The following is a 24,734-nucleotide window of genomic DNA, read 5'->3' on the forward strand; positions in this document are numbered from 1 at the left end:
GACCGGGCGGCGGTGGCGGCGCACCGGGCCGCCGACCCGAACGACGCCAACGACTGCCTGACGATCTGCTGGACCTCGGGCACCGAGAGCACCCCGAAGGGGGTGCCGCGGTGCCATCTGGACTGGCTGGCGATCTGCTGGGCCACCGTGGACGCGCCCCGCATGGTCGCCGACGACGTGCTGCTCAACCCGTTCCCGATGGTGAACATGGCCGGCATCAACGGCATGTTCCTGCCGTGGCTGCGTACCGGGTGCGTGCTCGTCCAGCACCACCCGTTCGACCTCGGGGTGTTCCTCGGTCAGATCGCGTCGGAGCGCGTCACGTACACGGTGGCGCCGCCGGCGATGCTCTGGCTGCTGCTCTCCGACGACCGGCTGAGCGCGGCGATCGAGACGTCCGCGCTGACCCGGATCGGGTCGGGTTCGGTGCCGCTGCAGCCGGAGATGGTGCGTGGCTGGCAGGACCGGTTCGGGATCGGCGTCATCAACTTCTTCGGGTCCAACGAGGGCATCGGGCTGCTCTCCGGCCCGGAGGACATCCCGGATCCGACCGAGCGGGCCCAGTTCTTCCCCCGCTACGGCGCGCCCGGGGTGACCTGGTCGTCCCGGCTGGGCGGCCAGGTCACGGTGAAGCTGGTCGACCCGGTGTCGGGTGCGGAGGTCGTCGAACCGGGGGTGCCCGGGGAGCTGTACCTGGGCGGGCCGACGGTGTTCGCGGGCTACCTCAACGGCACGAAGCCGTTCGACCAGGACGGCTACCTCAAGACCGGGGACCTGTTCGAGATCGCCGGGGACCGCGGCCAGTTCCTGCGGTTCCTCGACCGCGCCAAGGACCTGGTGATCCGGGGCGGGATGAACATCGCCCCGGCGGAGCTGGAGGGCCTGATCGGGGCTCATCCGGCGGTCGCCGACGTCGCGGTCGTCGGTGACCCCGACGAGGTGCTCGGCGAGAAGGTCGCGGCGGTCGTCGTGCTCGCGCCGGGGGCCTCGCTGACCCTCGACGAGCTCGTCGCCCACCTGCGTGAGCAGAAGATCGCGTCGTACAAGCTGCCGGAGCGGCTCGACGTGCGGGAGGCCTTGCCCCGCAACCCTGTCGGCAAGGTACTGAAGCGGGAGCTACGCCGATGACCGACCTCGATGTCGCACGCGAGATGTTCGATGCCTGGGACCGGCTCGACTGGGACCGCGCGATCGACCTGTTCGCCGACGACGGTGTGCTGCACAGCGTCATGCAGGAACCGCTGGTCGGCAAGGAGGCGATCGCCGGGCGGCTGCGTGAGCTCGCGGCCGGCGCCACCTGGATCACCCTCGACATCAAGACCCTCGGGACGATCGACGGGAAGGTGTTCGTCGAGCGGGTCGACCGGTTCGGGTTCAACGGGCACGAGGGCGAGGTCCCGGTCGTCGGCGTGCTGCGGATCGCCGACGGCAAGGTCACCGAGTGGCTCGAGTACTACGACCGGGCGACGCTGCTGCGCGGGATGGGCCGGTAGACGTGTGGGCCCACACGGTCGTGGCCGCGATGGGACGGCGGCGCTCCGCCGTCGCCTTCCGCGGCCACGGCGTGGCCCGCACGCACGGCGAGTCACGCGACCGCGCGGTGCGGTTCGCGCACGCGCTCGGCACCGGCCCCGGCGACCGGGTGGCGCTGGTCGTCGAGGACCGGGCCGACGGCGTGGAGGCCTACCTCGGGGTCGGCCTCACCGGGGCGACCGCGGTGCACGTCAACGACCGGCTGGCGGTGCCGGAGATCGCGGAGGTGCTGGCCCGCTCGGGCGCCGGCACGGTCGTCGTCACCGCCGGACACGTCGAGCGCCTGGAGGACACGCTGCGCGGCCTCGACGTCGTCACCCCGTCCCGCTACCGGGACATGGTCGCGGCGGGGTCCACCGCCGTGCCGAGGACGCCCGGCGATCCCGACCTCCCCGGGATCGTCGGGTTCACCAGCGGCACCACCGGGCGCCCGAAAGGCGTCGTGCACACGCACCGCAACCTCGACCGGATCGTGCGGCACATGCCCGCCCACGACGGGCTGCGCTGGGGCAGCCGCTGCGGCTTCACCGGGACGCTCGCGTTCGTCGCCGGGATCTGGGGCGTCGTCCTGCCCCACCTGTACGTCGGCGGGGAGATCTCGTTCCTGGCCGGGCTCGACCCCGAACGCTGGGTCGGGACGATGATCGCCGAACGCACGAACTTCACCTACGCGCCGACGCCGCTGATGACCGCGTTCGCGGACGCCGTCCGGAAGCGACCGGCGGTGCTCGACCACCTCGACGGCGTGCTGCACTCCGGGTCGCTCGCGTCCCGGGACGCGGTCGCCGACCTCGTCGACGCGATCGGGCCGCGGTACGTGGAGACCTACGGCATGACCGAGACCGGCGCGCCGGTCACCGCGACCGTGCCCGACGACTGGCGCGCGGGCTGCGCGGCGTCCGACCCGTACGCGAGCGCCGGGCGGGCGGTGCCGATCGCGTCGGTGTCGATCGTCGGCCCGGACGGGGAGCCGCTGCCGGCGGGCGAGACCGGCGAGATCGTGGTCCGGAGCGAGACGCTGTTCAGCGGTTACCTCGACGGCGCACCCGCGGGTGATTCCGTGCGCACCGGTGACCTGGGCGCGCTCGACGACGCCGGTTACCTGTACGTGCGCGGCCGGTCGAAGGACATGATCGTGACCGGCGGCATGAACGTGTTCCCGGCCGAGGTGGAGCAGGTGCTGGCGCTCGGCGACGGGGTGGCCGAGGTGGCGGTGTTCGGCGTCGCGCACCCCCGGTGGGGTGAGACCGTGACCGCCGCGGTGGTGCCGCGGCCGGGTGCGGCGGTGGACACCGCCGCGCTGGACGTGCTGGTCCGCGAACGGCTCGCGTCGTACAAGAAGCCGACGAGCATCCACGTGGTCGACGCGCTGCCGCGCACCGCCAGCCTGAAGGTACGCAAGGACGAGCTGCAGCGGAGGTTCGGTGCTTCCTGACGTGTTGGCCGGGATGCGGCTGCCGGTGCTGTGCGCGCCGATGTTCCTGGTATCGGGGCCGGAGCTGGTGATCGCGGCCGCGAAGGCCGGGGTGCTGGGCGCGTTCCCGGCCCCGAACTGCCGCACCACCGACGAGCTGGACGCCTGGCTGGGCACGATCACCGGCGCGGTGGACTCGCCGTGGGCGCTGAACCTGGTCACCCACCGCACCAACACCCGGCTCGCCGACGACCTGCGTCTGGTGGCCGAGTACCGGCCGCCGGTCGTGATCACCGCGCTGGGTTCTCCCGCCCCGGCCGTCGAGGTCGTGCACGCCTACGGCGGGCTGGTGATCGCCGACGTGGTCGACCTGCGGCTCGCGCGCAAGGCGGTGGCGGCCGGCGTCGACGGGCTCGGGCTGGTGTCGGCGGGCTCCGGTGGGCACACCGGGCACCTCTCGCCGCTCGCCTTCGTCCCGGCGGTCCGGTCGTTCTTCGACGGGTTGCTCGTGGTCGGCGGAGGCGTCGCCGACGGCGCCGGGGTGCTCGGCGGGCTGGCGACCGGCGCCGACCTGGTGTCGATCGGCACCCGGTTCCTGGCCACCGCGGAGAGCCGGGCGGTGCCGGAGTACAAGCGGATGGTGGTCGACCACGGCCCGGACGACCTGGTGATCAGCGCGGCCGTCACCGGGACACCGGCGTCGTGGCTGCGGCCCAGCCTGGACGCGCACGGCATCGACCCGGCCGGGACGCCCGCCGGTGGCCGCGCCTACGACAGCGCGAACCCGGCGGCGCGGTGGCGTGATCTCTGGGCCGCGGGCCAGGGGCTCGGGCTGGTGACCGACGCTCCCCCGGTGGCCGAGGTGGTCGACCGCCTGGAGTCGGAGTTCCGCACCGCGCTGGATCGTCTCGTCACCAGGCCACCACACCCTGGCGGGACGGCTGGATCGTCCCGACCCGCAGGGACGACATCGTGATGTCGTTCTTCTCCGGCGCCGGGAACTCCAGCAGCTCCGCGGTCAGCGGCGACGTCGACCCGGGCAGCGTCACGCGCAGGCCGTTGCCGACCCCGCACGCGCTGTCACCCTTGTCGCACGGCGTCCACGTGATGCCCTGGAACGCCGTCGACCCCGGCGGGAGCAGGAACGACACCGCGGGCCCGGGCTCGTCCACCGCCACGGTCGGGACCGGCACGTTCTCGTCGGCCGCGTTGGTGAGCGTGACCGCCGCCCGCCCCTGGAGCATGCAGGCCCGCTCGGACGCGTTCTCCAGCGCGACCAGCCCGACCGGACCCGACGGCTGCCAGGTGACGTCGACCTGGATGTCGTCGGCCGTGCACACCGCCGGGTCCGCGGCCCGAGCGGACGCGAACCCGACCGAGCAGGCCGACACGCCGAGCAGCAGACCGACGCCGAGCAGCGCGATACGGCTGTTCATCAGAGGACATTCCCTTCGATCGCCTACGTTCGCTTCGTAACCAATTGAAGGGACAACGACACTCTCGCTCCGTTGGCGAGGCAACACAACGGATGTCCCCCATCGGACGCGAGTGGTCAGAGTTCCGCGAGTAAACGCTCGGCCTCGTCCGCCCCGGGACCGTCCCCGGCCCGCGTGAACAGCGCGGCACCCTCACGCAACGCGGCGGCGGCCTCGGCGCGGTCCACCGCGAGCAGCGCCCGCCCCAGCGACACCAGCGCCCCGGCCAGGAACCGCAGCCAGCCGCGCGTGCGCCACAGCGCCACCGACTCACGCAGGTACCCGACCGCCTCCACCGGCCGGCCGGCCCCGAGCGCGATCTCCCCGAGGATCCCGAGCGCGTCGGCGACGTGGTGCGGCATGTTGTACTCGCGCGCCGTCGCCAACGCCTCCTCGGCGGCCACCGACGCGTCCTCGTCCCCCCGTTCCCGACGCACCCGCGCCAGGCAGATCAACGTCAGCGTCCCGGTGTAGAGGTCGCGGTGCCGCCGCGAGATCCCCAGCGACTCGGTGAGGTACCCCTCGGCCTCGTCGAGCAGGCCGGCCCGGCCGAACCCGATGCCGAAGAACTGCAGCACGGTCGCCTCGCCGCGCGGGTTGCCGAGCACCCGGGCCCGCTCCAGCGCCAAGGTCAGGTGCTCCAGCGCGCTCCCCAGGTCACCGGACTCCCCCGCCGCCACGGCCAACGCCAGGTGCGCGCGTGACTCCCCGCCCACGTGGGCGGCGTCCGCGGCCCACGCCAGCGCCTCGCGGGCGGCGTCGATCGCCTCGGCGTGGCGTCCGGTGGCGGTCAGCGCCCAGGAGCGCATCACGCCGGCGTCGGCCATGCCGCCGTACTCGCCGACCTCGCGGAACAGCTCCTGCACCCGGGTCGCCTCGGCGTGCTGGCGGGTCATCGCCTCGGTGCTCCGGTCGTCGGTGATCCAGGTGGTCAGATCGGCCAGGCCGCGCCGCGCGACGGCCTCGCCCCGGCGGTCGCCCGCGGCCAGGCAGGCGTCGACGACCAGGCGGTTCGTCGCGCCCCACTCGGCGTACATCCCGCGCAGGTCGAAGTACTTCTCGCAGCGCTGGGCCAGGTCGAACGCGACGTCGGTGCACCCGGCCGCGCAGGCCTGGCGGATCAGCGCGCGCACCGCGACCTGCTCGGCGTCGAACCAGTCGAGGGCGGGCACCCCGGCCAGCTCGTCGCGGACCTCGTCGACGTCCGGGCGGAACGCCCCGCTGACGATCGGGGCCCAGGTGGGGCCGGGGATGCCGGGTTCGAGCTCCGCGGCCACCGCCAGCCAGGCGCCCGTTCCGCGGCGCAGCGCCTCCTCGGTGTCACCGGCGGCGGCGGCCCGGTCGCGGGCGTAGAGGCGCACCAGATCGTGGAAGCGGTAGCGGGTCTGCCCGGCGGCGTCCGTGCCCACGGCCGCGAGCACGTGGGCGTCGACCAGGTCGTCGAGGTCGCGGGCGGCCTGCTCGGGCTTCTCGTCGGAGAGCACGGTGGCCAGCCAGCCGGCGAAGTCGGGGACGTCGAGCACGCTCAGGCGCCGGAACAGCACCCGCGCGGACGGCCGGAGCCCGTCGTCGCTCAGCGCCAGCGACGCGCGCACCCGCAGGTCACCGGCGTCGAGCCGGTCGAGGCGACGGTTCTCGTCACGCAGCAGCGCCACCAGGTGCGACACGGTCCAGCCGGGGCGCGCGGTCAGGCGCGCGCCCGCGATGCGCACCGCCAGCGGCAGCCCACCGCAGAGTCCCACGACGTCGGCGGCGTCGGCGTCGTGGTCGTCGACCCTGGCGTCGTCGACGATCCGGGCCAGCAGCCGGACGCCGTCGCACGCGTCGAGCACGTCGAGCTCGGTCCAGCGCGCACCCTCCAGACCGGACAGCCGCACCCGGCCGGTGACCAGCACCGTGCAGCCCGCCGCGCCCGGCAGCAGCGGCCGGACCTGGGCTTCGCTCGCGGCGTTGTCGAGCACGACGAGAACCCGCCGCCCGGTGAGCAGCGTGCGGTAGAGCTCGGCCCGTTCGTCGGCGTCGGTGGGCACCGCGGGGCTCGGCACGCCCAGCGCACGCAGGAACCGGCCCAGCACGTCGGCCGGCGCGACCGGATCGGGCCCGGCGCCGGCCAGGTTCACGTACAGCTGACCGTCCGGGTAGGCCGGTGCGGCCGCGTGCGCGACGTGCACCGCGAGCGTCGTCTTGCCGACCCCGGCCATCCCGGTGATGCCCAGGACGGACAGCCCGGCCGGTGGGGTGTGCGGCGTCAGGACCTTCAGCAGCCGGCGCACCTCGGGGGCCCGGCCGGTGAAGTCCGGCACCGCCGGGGGTAGGAGCGCCGGTGGACGCGGTGGCGCCGCGCCGGTGTCGTCGCGGATCGCCCGGTAGAGCTCCTGGAGCTCCGGCGAGGGCTCGACGCCCAGCTCGTCGCGCAGGACCGCGCGCAGCGTCTCGTAGGCGGCGAGCGCCTGGGCGCGGGCGCCGGTGGCCCGCAACACCCGCAGGTACTGGCTCCAGAGCCGCTCACGGAGCGGGTGTTCGGCGGTCGCGGCGGCGAGCTCGCCGACCAGCCCGGCGTGGTCGCCGAGCGCCAGCCGGGCCTCGGTGCGGTCCTCGATCGCGGCCAGCCGGGTCTCGGTCAGCCGGGTGACGTGCGGGGCCATCCACGGCGCGTCGGCCAGGTCGGGCACCAGCGGCCCGCGCCAGAGCGCCAGCGCGCGGGTCAGGACGTCCACCGCGTCGGCGGGGCAGTCCTGTTCGAGGGCGCGGCGCCCCTCGGCCGCCAGGCTCTCGAAGACGACCGCGTCGCAGTTCCCGGCGGCGACGTCCAGCCGGTAGCCGGCGGCCGACGTGACCAGCCACCCGGCCCCGCCCGGCGCGACCTGCTCGAGCACCCGCCGCAGCCCGAACACGTACGAGTGCAGGTTGGCCCGCGCCGACGACGGCGGGCGGGCGCCCCACAGCGCGTCGACGATCTCGTCGGTGCGCACCAGCGAGGAGCCGCGCAGCAGCAGCAACGCGAGCAGCGCCCGCTGCTTGCGCCGGCCCACCGCGATCCGGGAACCGTCGGGCGCGCGCACCTCGAAACTGCCCAGCAGGCGAAACGCACTCATGAGCCCTCCCGACCAGCGGAGGTCTACAGTAGACGAACTCGGTGAACGCCCTGGAGCCAATGTAACTCGCGCGATGATGTGCGGGTGGACCTCATCGTGGTGCCGTTCAACTCCTCCGGAGCCGCCGACGGGGTGGCGCGGGCACCGTCGGCGCTGCTCGACGCCGGGCTGCCCGGCCGGCTGTCCGGCGCGCGGGTGGTGCACGCGCACGTCCCGACCGGCGATCCGGCCCGCGGCCCGAGCGGCCTGGCCGCCGAGAACGCGCTGGCCGCGATGGTGACGTCGGTGTCCGAGCGGGTGCTCGACGCGTGGGCCGCCGACCGGTTCCCGGTGGTGCTGGGCGGCGACTGCCCGGTGCTGCTGGGCGGCCTGACCGCCGCCGAGCGGCGCGGGTACGGCGCCGGCCTGGTGTTCGTCGACGGCCACGAGGACGCCTGGGACCCGCACCGCTCCCCGACCGGCGAGGCCGCCGACAGCGAGATCGCGCTCGCGCTCGGCTGGGTGCCCGGGTACCCGGCGGTGCTCCGCCCGGCCGACCTCGTCCAGCTCGGTCCCCGCGACGCCGGCGAGCTCGCCGGGGCCGGCCAGCCGAGCCTGGCCGACCGGGTGGCCGTGCTCCCCGGTGACCGGCTGGCCGCCCCCGGTGGCCTGGAGACCGCGCGCCGGATGGCCGCCGGTCTCGTCGCACGCACCGGGCACTGGTGGCTGCACGTGGACCTCGACGTGCTGAGCACCGAGGCGTTGCCGGCCGTGGACTACCCGCAGCCCGGCGGCCTGTCCTGGGACCAGCTGGAGGCCCTGACCGAGCGGCTGCTCACGATCGGCGGCTGCGGCGGGGTGAGCGTCGCCATCTACAACCCCGACCTCGACGGCGGAGCGGCCGCCGCCCGGATCGGGTCCTACGTGGCCACCGCCTCACGCGTAGCGGCTCGGGGGCACCGGTAGGCCCAGGTTCTCCCGGTGGGTGCGGCCGCGGTACCCGCCGTGGTACACGCCCCGTTTCGTCAGCTCCGGCACGACCAGGTCGACGAACGCCTCGACGCCGACCGGGATCGACGAGAACGCGAGCATGAACCCGTCCGCGGCACCGGCCCGGTAACGCTCGGTCATCCAGTCGGCGATCATGTCGGGCGTGCCGACCAGGAACCGGCGACGCAGCAACGCCCGGTTGACCTCACGCAGCGTGTAGCTGCCCGACCCGACCAGCCGGCCGATCTGCTCCTGCACCGACCGGACCTGGTTGGTGGGCACCGACAGGTCGGGCTGGAACGTCTCGTCCATCGGGTGGCTGCTGACGTCGAACTGGAGGTAGTGCGACAGCCAGTCGAGCGAGAGTCGCTCGGGGGTGAGCGCCTCGATCTCGTCGAGGTACTCCTCGGCCTCGCGCAGCGTCCCGCCGATCACCGGGGAGAGCGCGGGCAGCACCTTGAGATGGTCGGGGTTCCGGCCGTTCGCCGCGGCCCGCGCCTTGTAGTCGTCGTAGAGGATCTTCGCGCCGCGCACCGCGTTGGTGCCCATCGTGAACACCGCCTCGGCGGTGGCGCCGGCCAGCGCCCGGCCCGCCTCCGACGCACCGGCCTGGAAGATCACCGGGCGGCCCTGGGGCGGCCGGGCGATGTTCAGCGGGCCGCGGACGGTGAAGAACTCGCCGCGGTGGTCGAGCGTGTGCAGCTTCGCGGCGTCGGCGAAGTAGCCCGACTCCTTGTCGTAGCGGAACGCGTCGTCGTCCCAGCTGTCCCAGAGGCCGTTGACGACGTCGATGAACTCCGCGGCCCGGCGGTAGCGCACCGCGTGGTCGAGGTTCGCGTCGCGGCCGAAGTTCCAGGCCTCCTCGTCGCTCGCGCTGGTGACGACGTTCCAGCCGGCCCGTCCCTCGCTGAGGAAGTCCAGCGACGCCAGTTTGCGGGCGATGTGGTACGGCTCGTTGTAGGTGGTGGAGACCGTCGCGGCCAGGCCGATCCGCTCGGTGACCTGGGAGAGCGCGCCCAGCAGCGTGAACGGCTCGGTGCGGATGTTCACGACGTGGTCGATGCCCGAGGCGAACCGGTCCCAGACGTACAGCTCGTCGGCGATGAACAGCGTCGCGAAACCGCCGCGCTCGGCCGTGCGGGCGAAGTCCCGGTAGTAGCCGAGGTCCAGGTACCGCTCGGGCCGGGCACCGGGCAGCCGCCAGCTGGCCAGGTGCTCGCCGCCCGGGTAGAAGATCATCGCCCCGAGGATCATGCTCATGCCCCGGATGCTAATCGCGTCCCGTGAGCACGAACCGGCGGTGCTGACGCAGGTAGTCGACGACGTCCGCGGGCGCCTTCGACGGTACGCCGGCGTCGTAGGGCGGCTGCGGGTCGTACTCGATGCCCAGCTGCACCGCCTGCGCGACCCGGTCGCCGCTCTGGAGGCCGACCAGGGTCAGCGCCATGTCGATTCCCGACGACACCCCGGCCGCGGTGACGTACTTGCCGTCACGCACCACCCGTTCGCCGGTCGGCTCGGCGCCGAACGCCGGGAGCTGGTCGAGCGCCAGCCAGTGCGACGTCGCCCGCCGCCCCCGCAGCAGGCCGGCGGCGGCGAGGAGCAGCGAGCCCGAGCACACCGACGTCGTCCAGGTGCTGGTCGCGTCGGTGCGGCGCAGCCAGTCACGCACCGGGCCGCCGGACATCAGGTCGGCCTGGCCGTGGCCGCCGGGCACGACGACCACGTCGGGGCTCGTCACCTCGTCGAGGGTGGCGTCGGCGACCAGGCCGAGGCTGCCGATCTCGGTCCGCACCGGGCCGGTCCGCTCGCCGACGAACACGACGTCGTTACCGGGGACCTTGCTGAACACGTCGTAGGGGCCGACCGCGTCGAGCGCGGTGACCCTCGGGTAGAGCAGGACGGCGAAGAGCATCAGGGCTTCCCTCCCGAGAACCGGCGCCGGTAGTCGCCGGGCGCGACGCCCAGCGTCCGGACGAAGGCGCGGCGCATCGCCTCCGTCGTCCCGTAACCGCAGCGGCGCGAGATCACCTCGACGCTCTCGTCGCTCTCCTCCAGCACGCGGCGCGCGGTCTCCAGCCGCACCTGGTCGACGTACCGCCCGGGGGTGCGCCCGACCTCGGCGGCGAACGCGCGGGCGAACTGCCGGGGCGAGAGGTTCGCGCGGCGGGCGAGCGCCTCGACGCTCAGGTCGGCCCGCGGGTTGTCGGCGATCCAGCGCTGCACCTCACGCAGCCCGGGCCGGTCGGCGACCTGGGCCGAGAGCTGCGTCGAGAACTGGGCCTGGTTGCCCGGCCGGCGCAGGAACATCACCAGGTGCCTGGCGATGGTCAGCGCCACCTCGCGGCCCAGGTCCTCCTCGACCAGCGCCAGCGCCAGGTCGATCCCGGCGGTGACGCCGGCCGAGGTGGCGACCGGGCCGTCCCGGACGAAGATCGGCTCCGGGTCGACGTCGATCCGCGGGTAGCGCCGGGCCAGCGTGTCGCAGGCCCACCAGTGCGTGGTCGCGCGCCTGCCGTCGAGCAGGCCCGCCTCGGCCAGCAGGAACGCCCCCGTGCACACCGACACCAGGCGGGTGACGTCCGGCGCCCGCGACCGCAGCCAGCCCACCACGTCGGGGTCGAGGTCGCGGGTGCCCTCGCCGCCGGGGACGACGAGCGTGTGCGGGGGGTCGGCGCTCTCCAGACCGGAGTCGGGGACGAGCGTCAGGCCGCCGGAGGTCCGCACCGGGGCTCCGCCGGGGCTCGCGGTGGCGAGCCGGTAGGTGCCCGGCACCGCCCGGTTCGCCCCGGCGAAGACCTCCAGCGGGCCGCTCACGTCGAGGCTCTGCACCCCGTCGAACAGCACGACCAGCACTGATTGCATGACCTCAGGGTGGTGGCCCCGGCCGATGGCAGCAAGGTCGTCGTTCCCACCTTTCCTGCCGTCTCAGAAGTCACCCTCCGCGACCTGGAAGCAGACCAGCCCGAGCTTCCGCCACATCCGCACGACCTGATCGCGGTCGTCGAGCACGCAGAGGACCGCGTAGCGCTCCCGCACGAACCGCTCGTAGAGCTCACGTTTCACCAGGTCGTCCCGGCGGTTGTCCTTCGCGCGACGCATCAGGAGGTGCTCGTAGGGCACCCCGAGGTGGTGGGTCAGCCAGGACTCGGTCTGGCGGCGGCACGTCTCGTCCCGGCCGGACAGCACGACGATCGTGTGCCCGGCCGCGTGCAGGGCCCGGACGGCCGCGACGACGGCGGCCACCGGCGCGTCCTCGCCGACGCGCTGCCAGTCGAACGGCGAGCGGTCGGTGACGCGTGTCGCGAGCGTGCCGTCGACGTCGACGAGCACCGCGGACGGTTTCACAGGTACTCCTTCCGTACCCGGCGCAGCCAGGCCTCGACCGCGGGCTCGTCCGGGGCCAGCGGCAGCGGCGAGGTCGCGCCGTCGAACTTCTCCTGCGCCGCGGCCAGCACCGGCCGGGCGACCTCGGGGTCGGCGGCCACCCGGTCGCCGAACTCGCGGTAGCGCTCCGGGTCGTCCACGCGCAGCCGCAGCCGCCCGGTGACGTAGTACTCGTAACCCTGGTCGAGCAGGCGCAGCAGGTGCCGGCCGTGCTTGGACTGCCGCTTGCGCATCTTCGACTGGAACTGGCCCGTCGTCAGCAGGCGCTTGAACTGGGCGGTGGCGTACCCGAAGTACGCGTTGCGCACGCCGTCGGCGCTGGCGAACGCGGTCCGCAGCCCGACCAGCTCGTCGCCGAGCGGGGTGCGCTGCTCGTACGAGGGCAGCCAGAGCAGCTCGGTGACCGTCGGGTTCGACGACAGGCACAGCATCGCGAACTTGCGGGCCTCGTGCACGGTCTGGTCGGGGTCGTGCCGGACGACGGTGGCCGCCTTGTCGATCGGCAGGTGCAGCCCGTGCAGTTCGACGGTGGGCACCGCGTACACACCGAGCCGATCGACGTCGGAGCCCGCGTGCGCGAGCCCGTAGGCCGTCGATCCGACGACACCGAGGAGCAAGGTGTTCACGGGGTTAATGATCCCTCCTGGGACCAAAGGCTTAAATGCCCCGCCGGACGACGATCTCCGCGGCCGGCCGGGCCGCGGGCGGGTCGGGGAGTGCCTCCTCCGGTTCCCGGCCCGCGCCCGCCTCCGGGGGCGGTGAGCCTCCGTCCGCCGGGGTGGACGGGCCACCGCGGACGTCACGCAGCAGGTGGTAGGTGGTGAGCACCAGCGCCACGAGCATCAGCGCGGCCAGCCACTTGCGGTCCAGATAGGTGCCGGGCGGCCCACCGCGCAGCAGGAACGGCAGGTACGACAGGAACGACGCCGCCTGCACGATCAGCGGCAGGTACCAGCGCCGGGGGACGTAGAACGCGAGGACCAGCGTCAGGACGTCGGCGAGGTAGAAGTAGCGCTCGTGCATCCGGGGCTGCAGGAACGGCACGATCAGCGCGAAACTCGCCGCCGCGGCGACGATCCGGGAGTGATCCAGCTCGGTGCGCGTCGCGATCAGCACCCAGCAGATGCCCAGCACCGCGGCCCCGGCCAGCAGGGTGCCCAGCGACGCGAGCTCCAACGCGCCGGTGCGCACGTCGAAGAACTGGAACACGGTCGGGCCGCCCCGGGTGAGCCGGGCCGGGTCGTCCAGCTGGTGGAAGTAGAGCGTCAGCACCTCGACCGGGTCCCGCCCGAGCAGCATGATCGGGACGTCGACCGCGACGTACACCAGCGGCAACGCGACGAGCGTGCGCCAGCGGACCTTCCCGGCCAGCAGGAGCAGCGCCAGCGTCGGGAGGATGAAGATGCCCAGCGGCTTGAACGCGTAGGCCAGCGCGCAGAACGACACCGCGATCCAGTGCGAGCCACGCAGCAGGTGGTACAGCGCCCCGACCGCGAACGACGCCCAGATCGAGTCGCACTGGCCGTACATCGACGCGTTGATCACCACCGTGGGCAGGAACGCGACGATCAGCGCGGCCGCCGCCGGCACCCGCCACCCGGCGTACCGCAGGCCCACGAGCCGGAAGACGTACCAGGAAAGCACCACGTCGAACACGACGAAGATGGCCTTCAGGTTGTACAGGAGCTCACCCGGCAGCCACCCGGCGAGCAGCAGGAGATACAGGAACGGCGCGTTGTAGTTGCCCACCGGCGAACCCGGGCCGTTGCGTTCCAGGTGGGCGTACCACTGGAAGAAGATCTCCATGTCGCCGGTGACGTAGTCCCGTCCGACGTAGCGGGTGGCCACCGCGATGAGCAGCAGCGCAGCGAGCAGAGCCCACTCCGATGCCGGTACGGAACGTAAGCGCTGCACAGGTCTCTCCGTCGGCTGTGGCGGATGGGGCGAGTGTAAGGACGCTGTCTACAGTGGCTACCATGCGTGGCGAGGAAGCCGCCGCGGAGAGAGATTCGGTGACGATGAGCGAGCCGACCCCGGACTGGATGAAGCCGGACCCCGAGCAGATCGGGGTGGACTTACGCACCGACGTACCGCACTCCGCGCGCATCTACGACTACATCCTCGGCGGCAAGGACAACTTCCCGCCCGACCGCGCCGCGGGTGACCTGTCGCTGGCCGGCTGGCCCGGCGTGCGGACGTCGATGCAGCAGAACCGGTACTTCATGAACCGGGCGGTCCGGTACCTGGCCGAGAAGGCCGGGATCCGGCAGTTCCTCGACGTCGGCACCGGCATCCCGACCGCGCCGAACCTGCACGACGTGGTCCAGGAGGTCGCGCCCGAGTCGCGCGTCGTCTACGTCGACAACGACCCGATCGTGCTGGCCCACGCCCGGGCGCTGCTGACCAGCTCCCCCGAGGGCCGGACGGTGTACGTCGACGCCGACCTGACCGACCCGGAGTCGATCCTCTCGTCGCCGGAGTTCACCGACACGCTCGACCTGACGCAGCCGGTGGCGCTCTCCGTCATCGCGGTCGTGCAGTTCATCCCGGACGAGGTCGCCTACGACGTCGTCCGCCGCCTGATGGACCGGCTGCCGAGCGGCAGTTTCCTCGCGCTCTCCACGGCCACCGGCGACATCGGTGACGGCATCCACCGCGCGGCCGCCGCCTACCGCGAGCAGGGCATCTTCGTCGCGCTGCGCGACAAGGCCGCGGTGGAGACGTTCTTCGACGGGTACGAGCTGGTCGACCCGGGGGTCACGCTCACCAACGACTGGCACCCCGACGAGAAGGCGCTCGGCGTGCCGCACGGAGACTCCGCGATGTACGCGGGTGTCGCCCGCAAGCCGTGAGCTGACCGGGAGCGGCCCACCGGGCCCGACGCCGCCCCCGGTCCCACCGCTGCTGGGACCATCTGATCGCGGCGCCGCTCCGGCCGCTGCACGACGCCAACCTCGGCACGCTGCTGCGCACCGGCGACGCGGCCGGGACGCGACCGGCTGGCTGGGACGGCTCCCTGGTCCGGTACCGCCTGGCCGGACTGCTGTGAATTACTATTTGTACGGTTATGGGTGCTTGGCGGGGACTACTCAGCGCAGTGGTCGCGCTGTGCCTCGTCGCGGTGTCCGGGCTCTCGACCGCGCGGGCCGCGGCTCCGGCGTCGACCGCCGGGAGCGACTTCTGGGTGGCGTTCAGCAGCAACTCGTCGACCAGCGCGGTGGCGTTGTTCCTGTACGTGACCGGCGTCGAGGCCACGACCGGGGCGGTGACCTGGCCCGACGGCACGTCGACGCCGTTCGCGGTCACTCCGGGCACGCCCACCCGGATCCCGGTGGACCCCACGCTGGTGGCCTCGGGCGCCGACGCCACCACGAACGTCGGCCTCCACGTCACGGCGGCCGGACCGGTCACCGTCCAGGGCCTCAACTCCACCACGACGAGCGCGGACGGGTTCACCGCGCTGCCCACCGCGAACCTCGGCACGCGCTACCGGGCGGTGTCGTACGGCACGGTCGGCGCGTCCTGCCCGAGCCGCCTGATCGTGGTCGGCACGCAGGACGGCACCGCGGTGACCGTCACGCCGTACGGGCGCCTGGGCGCGCGGACGGCCGGTGCGCCGTACGTCGTCACCGTGAACCGCGGTGAGGCGTACACGGTGACCGCCGGGGTGGGGTACGACGTCACCGGGTCGCTGGTGACCGCGGCGGCGCCGGTCGCCGTCTTCGCCGGCAACGACTGCGGGGTGATCGGGTCCGGCGGCGGGTCGGACCAGCTCTACGAGCAGCTTCCTCCGGTGTCGGCGTGGGGCACCACGTTCCTGCCGGTGCGGTTCGCCAAGGACTCCGGGGGCGACCCGGTGCGGGTGGTGGCCGACGCCGACGGCACGGTCGTGCGCGTGGACGGCACCGTCGTGGCGACGCTCGCGGCCGGACAGACGTTCGAGCAGGTGCTGGGCACCGCCGGCACCACCGGGACGGTGATCGTGACCAGCCGGCCGGCGCTCGCCGCGCAGTACGTGGTGCGGGGCGCGTACACCGGCTGGGGGTTGAACGGCACGTACGGCGACCCGGCGATGACGCTCGTGCCGCCGGCCGAGCAGTACCTCGCCGAGTACGCGTTCAGCGTGCCCGTGTACCGGCCGGACACCCCGCAGACCGTTTTCCCGTTCAACGCGATGAACCTCACGGTGCCGACCGGGGCGGTGGGCAGCGTCCGGCTGGACGGGGTCCCGGTGCCCGCCGGGTCGTTCGCGCCGGTGGGCTCGAGCGGGTTCTCCTCGGCGCCGGTGCGGATCGGCGAGGGGCCGCACGTCGTGCGGGCCGACGCGCGGTTCGGACTGGTCGGTTACGGCTCGCACACCTACGTGTCGTACGCCTATCCGGGTGGCGCGGGGTTGACGCCGGTCGGGACCGTGACGTCGGTGACGCCGGACCCGGCGACCCAGACCGCGGCCGTCGGCGCGAGCGCGTGCGTCACCGCCGCGGTCGGGGCGGCCGGGGTGTACGTGGGGTTCCGCGTCGACGGGGCGAATCCGGCCGAGGGTGAGGTGGCGAGCGAGGCCGACGGGACCGCGCGGTTCTGCGCGACGGGGACGGTGGCCGGCGTCGACACGGTGCGGATCACCGCGGGCGCGGCGAACGCCGACGCCACGATCGTGCGTGCCGCTCCGGTGCCACCGGGCCCGCCGGCGCCGACCGCCACACCACCGGTTCCGCCCGGCCCGGTTCCGCCCGGCCCGGTCTCGCCGCCCGCCCCCACGACGGACGGGCCGGTGCCGGGCGAACCGGAGACGACCGCGCCGACGTCAGCAGCGCCGTCGACGCCGGAACCGACCTCGCCCGCGCCGCCTCCGCCCGCGCCGACCTCGCCGGGGGTGCGGCGGCCGGACGCGCCGGCGCGGCCGCGGGTGGTCGCCGGCGACCAGGCGATCGCGGTGAGCTGGGACCCGCCGGTCACCCACGGCGCCCCGGTGTCCGGCTACACCGCCACCGCGCGGCCCGGCGGCGAGGCCTGCACCGTCGCCGCTCCGGCGACCGGCTGCGTGCTCGGGAACCTGACGAACACCACCGCCTACCGCGTGAGCGTGACCGCGCTCTCCTCCGCCGGCGCCTCACCCCCCAGCGCCGTGAGCGCCCCGGCGGTGCCCGCCGACCTCCTCGGCCCGGCCGCCCGCCTGACCGGTTCCCGCCGCGACGGCGTCCTCACGCTCACCGCGGTGGGCTTCCGCCCGGGCGGTGCCGTCGCGTTCTGGCTCCGTTCGACGCCGCGCCTCCTCGGTACCGCGGTCGCCGACCGGACCGGCCGGGCCGCGCTCCGCGCCCGGCTGCCCGCCGGTGTCCGCGGTCACCACGTCGTCACCGCCCAGGGCAGCGCGCCGTCCGGCCACCCGCTCAGCCGTGCGCTGCCGCTCGCGCCCGGCCCGCACCTGCCGCGTACCGGCGGGGACGTCGTGCGCGCCGCGGTCACCGGGCTCCTCCTCGTCGCCGCCGGGCTGGCGCTGCGGGTCGCCGTCCGCCGCCGCGTCCCACGCTCCGCCGGCCGCACCGGGGCACCCGGCCGACCCCGGTGACCCGTGCGCCCGGCCGGTCGGCGCGCCCGGGGACCTTGCGGTGACCCCGCTGGTTCGGCACGGTGGGGGCGTGTCGTGGACCGTGGTGGTGACCGTGGCGGGGAGCATGATCGGCACGCTCGCGGGGGTGCTGGTGGGTGGGTTCCTCACCCGGCGCGGGCAGAGCCAGCACTGGCGCACGGACACCAAGGCGGCGGCGTACCGGAACCTGTTACGGGAGTACGCCCGGGTGGAGTTCGATCTCCGGCGCGCCTATCTGGGCACGATCCCGGTGACCGACGTCGACTGGTCCCGGTGGGGCGGCGCGCTCACCGAGGTGAGCCTGGTCGCGGACGAGGAGGTCGTCGCGGCCCTGACCCCGGTGGGGGTCGCGCTCCTGGACATCGACGCGCAGGTCCACAGCGGGCGGCGGGACGAGGTGGAGTGGGAGTCGTTGCTGCGTGCGCTGGTCGCGGCGCAGGTGGCGTTCGTGAACGCCGCGCGCCGGAGCCTGGACCGGGCGCAGCCGGACCTGACGCTCGCCCTCGGCGGCCCCCTCATCCCCGAGCGCCCCGCGGCCGACGGCTGACCGGCGCCGGCCGCCGGTCCGCTCAGCAGTTCCGGCTCACCAGCTCGGTCGTGTACTCGCGGTCGTCGGTCGTGATGCCGGACGGCCGCCCGTCGAAGTGGGTCTCGACCTTCTGCCAGCCCCGGCGCTGCTCGTAGTGCAGGTGCGGTGCCCCGGAGTTGCCGGTGCTGCCGAGACGCCCGATCTGCTGGCCCCGGGTGACCCGGTCCCCCTCGGACACCAGCGGCGGCTCCAGCAGGTGCAGGTACTGCGTCTGCCACCGGCCGCCGTGGTCGATCGTCACCCAGTAGCCGCCGCCGGTGCCGCGGGGGCCGGACGGGTCGGACGGGGTGCGCCCGCCGAGCGTTCCGTTGATCCCGGCGACGTTCACCGTGCCGTCGGCCGACGCCAGCACCGGCCGGCCCCACTGTTCGCCGTCGAGCGGGAAGAAGTCGACGTCGTAGTCGTCGTGGCCGGGATACGTGCCGAGCTGCCAGCGCTCGCCGCACGCCACCGGCAGCTGGAACGCCGGACGCGGTCCGGGTGGCCCGACCACCGGCCACACGAACCGCCATCCGACAAAAGCCACCAACCCCAGCACCACTAGCCCGACAACGATGCCCAGACGAGCGGTTTTCACAGCTCAGATCGTGTCAGACGCCGGCAACGCTCTCACGCAGCCCCAGGCCGGCGAGCTCGTCGGCGCGCTCGTTGCCGGGGTCGCCGGCGTGGCCCTTCACCCACTTCCACTCGACCTCGTGGACGCCGATCGCCTCGTCCAGCCGCACCCACAGGTCGGCGTTCTTCACCGGCTGGCGGGCCGCGGTCTGCCAGCCGTTGCGCTTCCACTTCGTCATCCAGCTGGTGATGCCCTGCTGGACGTAGGACGAGTCGGTGTGCAGCTGCACCCGCGACGGCCGGGTCAGCGCCTCCAACGCCCGGATCGCGGCCATCAGCTCCATCCGGTTGTTGGTGGTGGTGCCGGCCTCGCCGCCGCGCAGCTCCTTCACCGCGTCGCCGTAACGGAGCACGACACCCCACCCGCCGGGGCCGGGGTTCGGGATGCACGCCCCGTCGGTGTGGATGACGACGACGCTCAAGCGCCCATCCCCCGGTCCAGCGCCGCGATGATCCGGGGCCGCAGCTCGGCGACCGACACGATCTCGTCCACCGACCCCACCTCGACCGCGCGCTCGATGCTGTGCACCCGGTCGAACTCGGCCGCGACCTCGCCGAGCTTCTCGGCCCGCACCCCGGCCTGCACCTCGGCCAGGCGCGCGCTCAACGCGGCCCGCTCGGCGCCACCGGCCGACGCGACCTGCGTCTGCAGCGCCGCCACCCGCGGGTCGGTCGCGGTGCGGTTGTTGACCTCGCCGGAGAACACGACGGCCGCGGCGGGCGCGCCGCCCAGCACCGACGCGAACGAGCCCTCCAGCGCCAGCACGGTCATCGACGGGTTGAGCTCCTTGGAGAACACCACGAACGCGCCGCCGTGGTAGCGCGAGATCACGCAGAACACGATCGGGCCGTCGAAGTTGACGATCGCGCGCCCGATCTCGGCGCCGTACTCCAGCTGCAGCCGGCGCATCGACTCCGGGGAGCCGTCGAAACCGGACAGGTTCGCCAGCACGACGAGCGGCCGGTTGCCCGACGCCGCGTTGATCGCGCGCGCGGTCTTCTTCGACGAGCGCGGGAACAGCGTCCCGGCGGTGTACGTGTCGGGGCCGTCGGTGGGCGGGAAGCCCCGCCGGGGCACCGACCGCGACTCGATGCCGATCAGGCACACCGGCCAGCCGCCGATGTGCGCGTCCTGCACCGCGGAGGTCTCCGCGTCGGCCATGCCGGCCCAGCGTTCGAGCACCGGGTGGTCCTGGTCGGACAGCGCACGCATCACCGTGCGGATGTCGAACGGCTTCTTCCGGTCGGGGTTGTGGGTGGCCGAGAAGATCTCGCCGACCGTCCGGAAGTCGCTCTCGACGATCGCGTGCGGGTAGTCCGAGATGTCCCGGCCCGCGGGGTCGGCGGTCGACGCTCGCCGCGGCGCCGACTCCCCCGGCACCACGTACGTGTGGTCGTAGTGCTTCATCAGCACGTCGCGCGCCGCGGGCAGGTTGGGCGCCCAGTACTGCGCCTGACCGTTCGGCCCCATCACCCGGTCGTAACCGCCGATGCCGAAGTTGTCCTCGGCCGACACGCCGCCGGAGAAGTCGAGCGACTGCTTGCCGGTGAGCACCATCGCCGAGTCCGGCGTCATGATCAGCACGCCCTTGGTGTGCATGAGCATCGTCGCCTCGGCGTTCCAGTACGGCTGCGCGCCGACCGTGATGCCCGCGACGACGATGTTGATCTCGCCTCCGGCCTGCGTGAACTCGACGATCCGCTTGAGCGCGGCCGCGACCCAGTCCATGTTCTCGGTGCCGGAGGTCATCGAGATCCGCGCGCCGGCCGACAGCGCGAACCATTCCAGCGGCACCCGCATCGACTCGGCCAGGTCCAGCGCCGCGATCACCCGCGAGCACTCCGGCTCGGACAGCGCGCCCAGCGCCTTCGTCGGGTCGCCGAGCAGCACCACCCGGGTGACGCCCTCGGGGTAGCGCTCGGTCGGCGTCGTGACGACACCCGCGACGATCGCCGCGGTGTTGCGCCCGCGCGGCCGGTCCACCGGCACGAGGGCACCGTCGACTAGGTCGTACTCGACGAACGAGCCCAGCAGCCCGGTCAGCTCGTACGGGTAGACGTTGCCGCGCTGCGCGGCACGCAGCACCTTCTGCCGGTAGTCGTCGAGCGGGGCGATCGGCTCGGTGGACGGGGCCCCCACGTCCAGCCGCATGCCGCGCCCGGGGTCGAAGCCGATGCGCACCGACAGCTCTTCGAGGTCACCGGCGTCGTTGCGCTGCCGGCCGACGAACTCGACCTCCTCCAGCCCGGCGCCGGCCGTGGTCGGCAGCACCCGCTGCACCAGGGCTTCGAGCTCGTCCGGCGACAGGTCGGTCGGCGGCCACACGTAGAGCATGATGCGGTTGGTGTCGAACCGCCGGTTCTGCGGGCGCTGGGCCTGCACCGCGCGGATCGCGTCGAGCCCGGCGGTGACCGCGTCCTCCACCGCCGGGAGCGCGATCAGCCGGCCGTCGGCCTCGCGCAGCGGCGTCAGGTCGCGGACCTGACCCATCGCGATCAGCCGCTCGTCGGACGGGTTGCTGCGCGCGACCGCCCGGAACAGGTAGATCTCCTCGTCCGAGGAGGGCAGGCGGGTCAGGTCGAACTCACGCAGGCGCTGGATCTGCAGCCGCTCGGCGATCTGCGGGTGCAGGCCCCGGATGAGCCGGTCCTCGGCGAACGCGGACGCGTCCCGGCGGAACGTGAAGTGGTGGTGCATGCGCGCACCGGCGGTGCCGGCGACCGTCAGCGTGATCCGGGAGACCCCGGCCGGGAACGTGACGCCGGCGACCAGACCGTCCAGCCGCGCGGCCATCGTGTCGGCGTCGGGCTGGTCGTCCCAGGTGACGTAGAGGTCGGCCGCGAGCGGTCCGTCGAACCGCGCGACCGCCTCGAGCGCACCGGCCAGCCCGGAGATGTCGACTGCGGTCGTGACGACGCGCTCCGCGTCGTCGGAGTCGAGGAATTCGGCCGTGACGAAGCGGTGGCCGGCGACCTCGACCGCGCCGACGCCGGACGGGCCCCGGTTGCCGTAGTAGCGGCGGGTGAGCACCTCGAGCAGCGGCGCGTGGTCGCGGTCGGCGCGGCCGGTGCGCTGGCCGACGAGCTGCACCAGCGGCTCGGCGACCGCCACCATCGACTGGATCCGCTCGGCGCGGTCGGGCGCGTCCGGGTGGGCGTCGAGGTAGCGCAGGTGGTCGCGCACCTCGGCGTAGACGGTCGCGCGGGTGCGGCGCAGCAGCGGCTGGGCGAACCAGCGGAAGACGACGCCGCGGGCGAGGTCGGACACGGTCGGGAACCGCACCTGGGTGGCCTCGATGACGTGCGCGAGCGTGAGCCCGGCCGGCTCGCTCAGCGCCTCCACCGGCGGCGGACCGGCCAGCCACTGGCGCAGCAGCTCGGAGACGATCGCGACGTTGCTGCTGACGTGCTGCTGGGCGAGGACGATGCGGAAGACCGCGTCCTCCAGCTCCGGGGTGCGGTCGAGCCCGTCGACGCCGTAGTGCGCGAGCACCTTCTCCAGCCGCGCGCGGAAGCTCGCCGGCAGCCCGGCGCGGTCGGCGTCGAGGCTCTGCAGGTAGGTGTGGAAGAACTCGCGCGGGCTGTGCACCGGGCTGCCGGGTTCCACGTCGAGTTCGCTGCGGGGGCGGTTGCGGCTGAGCTCGGACAGGTCGGCGAAGACCGTGAGCAGGTCGAGCTCGCCCGCCAGGTCGGTGCGTGCCGACAGGTAGTCGGCGAGGGCCCGCTTGGCGTCGAGCGGGTCGGCGTCGAAGCCGAGCAGCAGGCTGCGCACGTCCTGCAGGCAGCGGTCGGCGGTGGCGGCGGGCGGTGCGGCCGGGAGATCGACGTCGGTGGTGCCGGTGGCCGCCTCGGCCGCCGCGTCGGTGTCGCCCAGCGGCTCGAGCCGCAGCAGCGGCGCGCCGGCCTCGACCTGGCTGCCGACCGACACCGGGCACTCGCGCACCCGCGCCTTGAACGGCGCCCGGAGCACGGTCTCCATCTTCATCGACTCCAGCACCAGGATCGGCGCTCCGGCCTCGACCTCGTCACCGACCGCGAGCGGGGTCGCGACGACGAGCGCGGGCGCGGGCGACCGCACGACGCCGCCCTCGTCGCGGCTCACCCGGTGCGTGACCCCGTCGACCTCGACCAGGTGCACCGGCCCGTGTACCGCCGTGACGAGCCGGAACCGCTGCCCGTTCACCACGATCTGGCCACTGTGGGGGTCGAACCGGTCCACCTCGACGTCGGCGGTGACGCCGTCGGCGAACCCCACCCGGAACGACCGCCGGCCCACGCGCACCACGCTGACCCGGTAGCCGGCGCCGCGCAGCTTGAGGTCGAGCGGACGACCCGGGTCGTGCCGGACCTGCGGGCGGCCGCCGTGGGCGGTGGCGAACAGCCGCTGCCTGCTGACCTCCTCCTCGTCCTCGTACGCATCGATCGCGGCGGCGGCCAGCGCGACGCCCGCGTGCCGGTGGCTGACCAGGCGGCCCTCGGCGCGGACGCGGTCGATCCAGCCGGTGTCGGCGCTCGCGTCGATCACCTCGGGCGCCTCGAGCAGGTCGAGGACGAAGCTCTTGTTGGTGGCGCCGCCCTCGATCAGCACGGTCGTCTCGCGCATCGCGCGGCGCAGGCGGGCCAGCGCCTGGTCGCGGTCGCGGCCGTAGGCGATGATCTTCGCGATCATCGAGTCGAAGTCGGCGGGGATCGTGTCGCCCTCGCTGACGCCGGTGTCGACCCGGATGCCGGGGCCGGCCGGCAGCGCCAGGCGGGTGATGCGGCCCGGGGCCGGCGCGAAGTCGCGGTCGGGGTCCTCGGCGTTGAGCCGGGCCTCGACGGCGTGTCCCTTCTCGGCCGGTTGCGGGCCCTCCAGCCGCCCGCCGCCGGCCACGTGGAGCTGCAGGCGCACCAGGTCGGTGTCGGTGGTGACCTCGGTGATCGGGTGCTCGACCTGCAGCCGCGTGTTGACCTCGAGGAACGCGAACAGCTTCTCGCCCGGGTGGTACAGGAACTCCACCGTGCAGGCCCCGCGGTAGCCCACCGCCACCGCCAACCGCTCGGCCGACGTCTTGAGCTCGTCGACCTGGGCGGCCCCCAGGACCGGGGACGCCGACTCCTCGATGATCTTCTGGTTGCGGCGCTGGATCGAGCAGTCACGCACCCCGAGCGCCCAGGCGGTGCCCTGGCCGTCGGCGATGACCTGCACCTCGACGTGCCGGGCGCCGGTGACCAGCCGCTCCAGGAACACGACGCCGGAGCCGAACGCGCGCAGCGCCTCCTGGCTGGTGCGCTCGTAGGCGTCGGCGAGCTCGTCGCCGGAGTCGACCCGGCGGATACCGCGCCCGCCGCCGCCCGCGGTGGCCTTGAGCATCAGCGGGTAGCCGATGCGCTCGCCGGCCTCCAGGGCCTCGGCCAGCGTGGAGACGGCGCCCCGGCTCCACGGCGCCACCGGGACGCCGACCTCCTCGGCGATCAGCTTCGCGCCGATCTTGTCGCCGAGCTTGCGCATCGCCTCGGCGCTCGGGCCGACGAACGTCACGCCGATCCTCTCGCAGAGCTCGGCGAACGCCGGGTCCTCGGCGACGAAGCCCCAGCCGACCCAGGCGGCGTCGGCTCCGACCGCGGTGAGGGCCTTCTCCAGGACCGCGAGGTCGAGATAGGGGCGGGCCGAGGCCGGGCCCAGCGGGTAGGCGATGTCCGCTTCGCGGACGAACGTGGAGGTCCGGTCGGCGTCGGTGTACAGCGCGACCGTCTCGATCCGCACCCCGGTTTCGGCCGAAAGGTCCCGGACGGCGTGAATGAGCCGCATCGCGGCTTCTCCACGGTTGACGATGGCCACTCGACTGAACACCGGCGCGCTCTCCCCACTCCCAGTACAGACAGACTGGTATCTACCTTGCTCGATTCCGGAGGGCACACCAATGGAGCGGACCGCGCATGGTGCCGCAGAACCGTTGTAGGAATCCTCCAAAAAATCGCCCGGCCCGACGCTTCGCGTCACGGTCGCCGTTCTTCCGTCACCGTGTGTGATCACCACTCTGTGGCATCATCGTGGTTGCCAATGGCATCACAGTGATGCCACTAT

The 24,734-nt window shown here is 73.6% G+C and carries 19 protein-coding genes and 1 pseudogene; 9 read left to right on the plus strand and 11 right to left on the minus strand.

What is annotated here, in order from left to right; translation table 11 throughout:
- From ABD437_RS09170 to ABD437_RS09185, 4 genes are all read left to right on the plus strand, one after another.
- Positions 1–1,128: class I adenylate-forming enzyme family protein (locus ABD437_RS09170; RefSeq protein ID WP_344648332.1), on the plus strand; the 1,128-nt coding region annotated here is incomplete at its 5' end.
- Positions 1,125–1,493, plus strand: coding sequence for a nuclear transport factor 2 family protein (locus ABD437_RS09175; RefSeq protein WP_344648333.1), 369 nt, complete (start codon positions 1,125–1,127; stop codon positions 1,491–1,493). The genes ABD437_RS09170 and ABD437_RS09175, both read left to right, overlap by 4 nt.
- Before the next feature lie 29 nt (positions 1,494–1,522).
- The gene (locus tag ABD437_RS09180) at positions 1,523–2,968 is read left to right on the plus strand and encodes a class I adenylate-forming enzyme family protein (RefSeq protein ID WP_344648334.1); all 1,446 of its coding nucleotides are present in this window, start codon (positions 1,523–1,525) and stop codon (positions 2,966–2,968) included.
- Positions 2,969–2,981: 13 nt separating this feature from the next.
- Positions 2,982–3,923, plus strand: coding sequence for an NAD(P)H-dependent flavin oxidoreductase (locus tag ABD437_RS09185; RefSeq protein WP_425558132.1), 942 nt, complete (start codon positions 2,982–2,984; stop codon positions 3,921–3,923).
- Here the strand turns inward: ABD437_RS09185 and ABD437_RS09190 are convergent.
- Positions 3,859–4,383, minus strand: coding sequence for a DUF4232 domain-containing protein (locus tag ABD437_RS09190; RefSeq protein ID WP_344648336.1), 525 nt, complete (start codon positions 4,381–4,383; stop codon positions 3,859–3,861). The genes ABD437_RS09185 and ABD437_RS09190 overlap by 65 nt on opposite strands.
- A gap of 116 nt (positions 4,384–4,499) precedes the next feature.
- Positions 4,500–7,517: an AfsR/SARP family transcriptional regulator gene (locus ABD437_RS09195; RefSeq protein ID WP_344648337.1), complete on the minus strand. Its 3,018-nt coding sequence runs from the start codon at positions 7,515–7,517 to the stop codon at positions 4,500–4,502.
- An 84-nt stretch (positions 7,518–7,601) separates the two neighbouring features.
- Here ABD437_RS09195 and ABD437_RS09200 point away from each other — a divergent pair, with 84 nt between their 5' ends.
- Positions 7,602–8,462, plus strand: coding sequence for an arginase family protein (locus tag ABD437_RS09200; RefSeq protein WP_344648338.1), 861 nt, complete (start codon positions 7,602–7,604; stop codon positions 8,460–8,462).
- Here ABD437_RS09200 and ABD437_RS09205 read toward each other — a convergent pair.
- The 6 genes from ABD437_RS09205 to ABD437_RS09230 form a co-directional block, all read right to left on the minus strand.
- The gene (locus tag ABD437_RS09205; RefSeq protein ID WP_344648339.1) at positions 8,433–9,746 is read right to left on the minus strand and encodes an LLM class flavin-dependent oxidoreductase; all 1,314 of its coding nucleotides are present in this window, start codon (positions 9,744–9,746) and stop codon (positions 8,433–8,435) included. The genes ABD437_RS09200 and ABD437_RS09205 overlap by 30 nt on opposite strands.
- Positions 9,747–9,756: 10 nt before the next feature.
- Complete coding sequence (locus tag ABD437_RS09210) at positions 9,757–10,401, minus strand: DJ-1/PfpI family protein (RefSeq protein ID WP_344648340.1); 645 nt, start codon at positions 10,399–10,401, stop codon at positions 9,757–9,759.
- Positions 10,401–11,351, minus strand: a complete 951-nt coding sequence (locus ABD437_RS09215) for a GlxA family transcriptional regulator (protein ID WP_344648341.1) — start codon at positions 11,349–11,351, stop codon at positions 10,401–10,403. Before ABD437_RS09215 ends, ABD437_RS09210 begins: the two co-directional genes overlap by 1 nt.
- A 63-nt stretch (positions 11,352–11,414) precedes the next feature.
- Positions 11,415–11,834: a phosphatase domain-containing protein gene (locus tag ABD437_RS09220; RefSeq protein WP_344648342.1), complete on the minus strand. Its 420-nt coding sequence runs from the start codon at positions 11,832–11,834 to the stop codon at positions 11,415–11,417.
- The gene (locus tag ABD437_RS09225) at positions 11,831–12,499 is read right to left on the minus strand and encodes a nucleotidyltransferase domain-containing protein (protein WP_344648343.1); all 669 of its coding nucleotides are present in this window, start codon (positions 12,497–12,499) and stop codon (positions 11,831–11,833) included. Before ABD437_RS09225 ends, ABD437_RS09220 begins: the two co-directional genes overlap by 4 nt.
- 31 nt (positions 12,500–12,530) lie before the next feature.
- Positions 12,531–13,787, minus strand: coding sequence for a hypothetical protein (locus ABD437_RS09230; protein WP_344648344.1), 1,257 nt, complete (start codon positions 13,785–13,787; stop codon positions 12,531–12,533).
- Between the two features lie 62 nt (positions 13,788–13,849).
- Here ABD437_RS09230 and ABD437_RS09235 point away from each other — a divergent pair, with 62 nt between their 5' ends.
- The 4 genes and pseudogenes from ABD437_RS09235 (at position 13,850) to ABD437_RS09250 (ending at position 18,010) form a co-directional block, all read left to right on the plus strand.
- Positions 13,850–14,725, plus strand: a complete 876-nt coding sequence (locus ABD437_RS09235) for an SAM-dependent methyltransferase (RefSeq protein WP_344648345.1) — start codon at positions 13,850–13,852, stop codon at positions 14,723–14,725.
- A 20-nt stretch (positions 14,726–14,745) separates the two neighbouring features.
- A pseudogene (locus ABD437_RS09240) lies at positions 14,746–14,862 on the plus strand (TrmH family RNA methyltransferase); the annotation flags it as partial.
- 78 nt (positions 14,863–14,940) lie between these two features.
- On the plus strand, positions 14,941–17,442 hold the full coding sequence (locus ABD437_RS09245; RefSeq protein WP_344648346.1) for a fibronectin type III domain-containing protein: 2,502 nt from the start codon (positions 14,941–14,943) through the stop codon (positions 17,440–17,442).
- 70 nt (positions 17,443–17,512) lie between these two features.
- Positions 17,513–18,010 carry a hypothetical protein gene (locus ABD437_RS09250; protein WP_344648347.1) on the plus strand — a complete coding sequence of 166 codons (498 nt, stop codon included), beginning with the start codon at positions 17,513–17,515 and terminating at the stop codon, positions 18,008–18,010.
- A gap of 22 nt (positions 18,011–18,032) precedes the next feature.
- On the opposite strand, the gene ABD437_RS09255 is transcribed toward ABD437_RS09250, so the two are convergent.
- Genes ABD437_RS09255 through ABD437_RS09265 form a run of 3 tightly spaced genes read right to left on the minus strand, consistent with a single transcriptional unit; the run spans position 18,033 to position 24,500 of the window.
- Entirely contained in the window at positions 18,033–18,629 is a 597-nt protein-coding gene (locus tag ABD437_RS09255) for a M23 family metallopeptidase (protein ID WP_344648348.1), read from the minus strand.
- Positions 18,630–18,642: 13 nt separating this feature from the next.
- A complete protein-coding gene (gene rnhA / locus ABD437_RS09260) occupies positions 18,643–19,089 on the minus strand; it encodes a ribonuclease HI (RefSeq protein ID WP_344648349.1) in 447 nt (148 codons plus the stop codon).
- Entirely contained in the window at positions 19,086–24,500 is a 5,415-nt protein-coding gene (locus ABD437_RS09265) for an ATP-binding protein (RefSeq protein WP_344648350.1), read from the minus strand. Before ABD437_RS09265 ends, rnhA begins: the two co-directional genes overlap by 4 nt.
- Between the last annotated feature and the right edge of the window lie 234 nt (positions 24,501–24,734).

It is taken from the genome of Cryptosporangium japonicum (assembly GCF_039524755.1).
Taxonomy (GTDB): domain Bacteria; phylum Actinomycetota; class Actinomycetes; order Mycobacteriales; family Cryptosporangiaceae; genus Cryptosporangium; species Cryptosporangium japonicum.

Bases quoted from the DNA above. Each gene is read 5' to 3' on its own strand.
- ABD437_RS09175 (WP_344648333.1), top strand. From the start codon at position 1,125: ATGACCGACCTCGATGTCGCACGCGAGATGTTCGATGCCTGGGACCGG.
- ABD437_RS09180 (WP_344648334.1), top strand. From the start codon at position 1,523: ATGGGACGGCGGCGCTCCGCCGTCGCCTTCCGCGGCCACGGCGTGGCC.
- ABD437_RS09185 (WP_425558132.1), top strand. From the start codon at position 2,982: ATGCGGCTGCCGGTGCTGTGCGCGCCGATGTTCCTGGTATCGGGGCCG.
- ABD437_RS09190 (WP_344648336.1), bottom strand. From the start codon at position 4,383: ATGAACAGCCGTATCGCGCTGCTCGGCGTCGGTCTGCTGCTCGGCGTG.
- ABD437_RS09195 (WP_344648337.1), bottom strand. From the start codon at position 7,517: ATGAGTGCGTTTCGCCTGCTGGGCAGTTTCGAGGTGCGCGCGCCCGAC.
- ABD437_RS09205 (WP_344648339.1), bottom strand. From the start codon at position 9,746: ATGAGCATGATCCTCGGGGCGATGATCTTCTACCCGGGCGGCGAGCAC.
- ABD437_RS09210 (WP_344648340.1), bottom strand. From the start codon at position 10,401: ATGCTCTTCGCCGTCCTGCTCTACCCGAGGGTCACCGCGCTCGACGCG.
- ABD437_RS09215 (WP_344648341.1), bottom strand. From the start codon at position 11,351: ATGCAATCAGTGCTGGTCGTGCTGTTCGACGGGGTGCAGAGCCTCGAC.
- ABD437_RS09235 (WP_344648345.1), top strand. From the start codon at position 13,850: ATGCGTGGCGAGGAAGCCGCCGCGGAGAGAGATTCGGTGACGATGAGC.
- ABD437_RS09245 (WP_344648346.1), top strand. From the start codon at position 14,941: ATGGGTGCTTGGCGGGGACTACTCAGCGCAGTGGTCGCGCTGTGCCTC.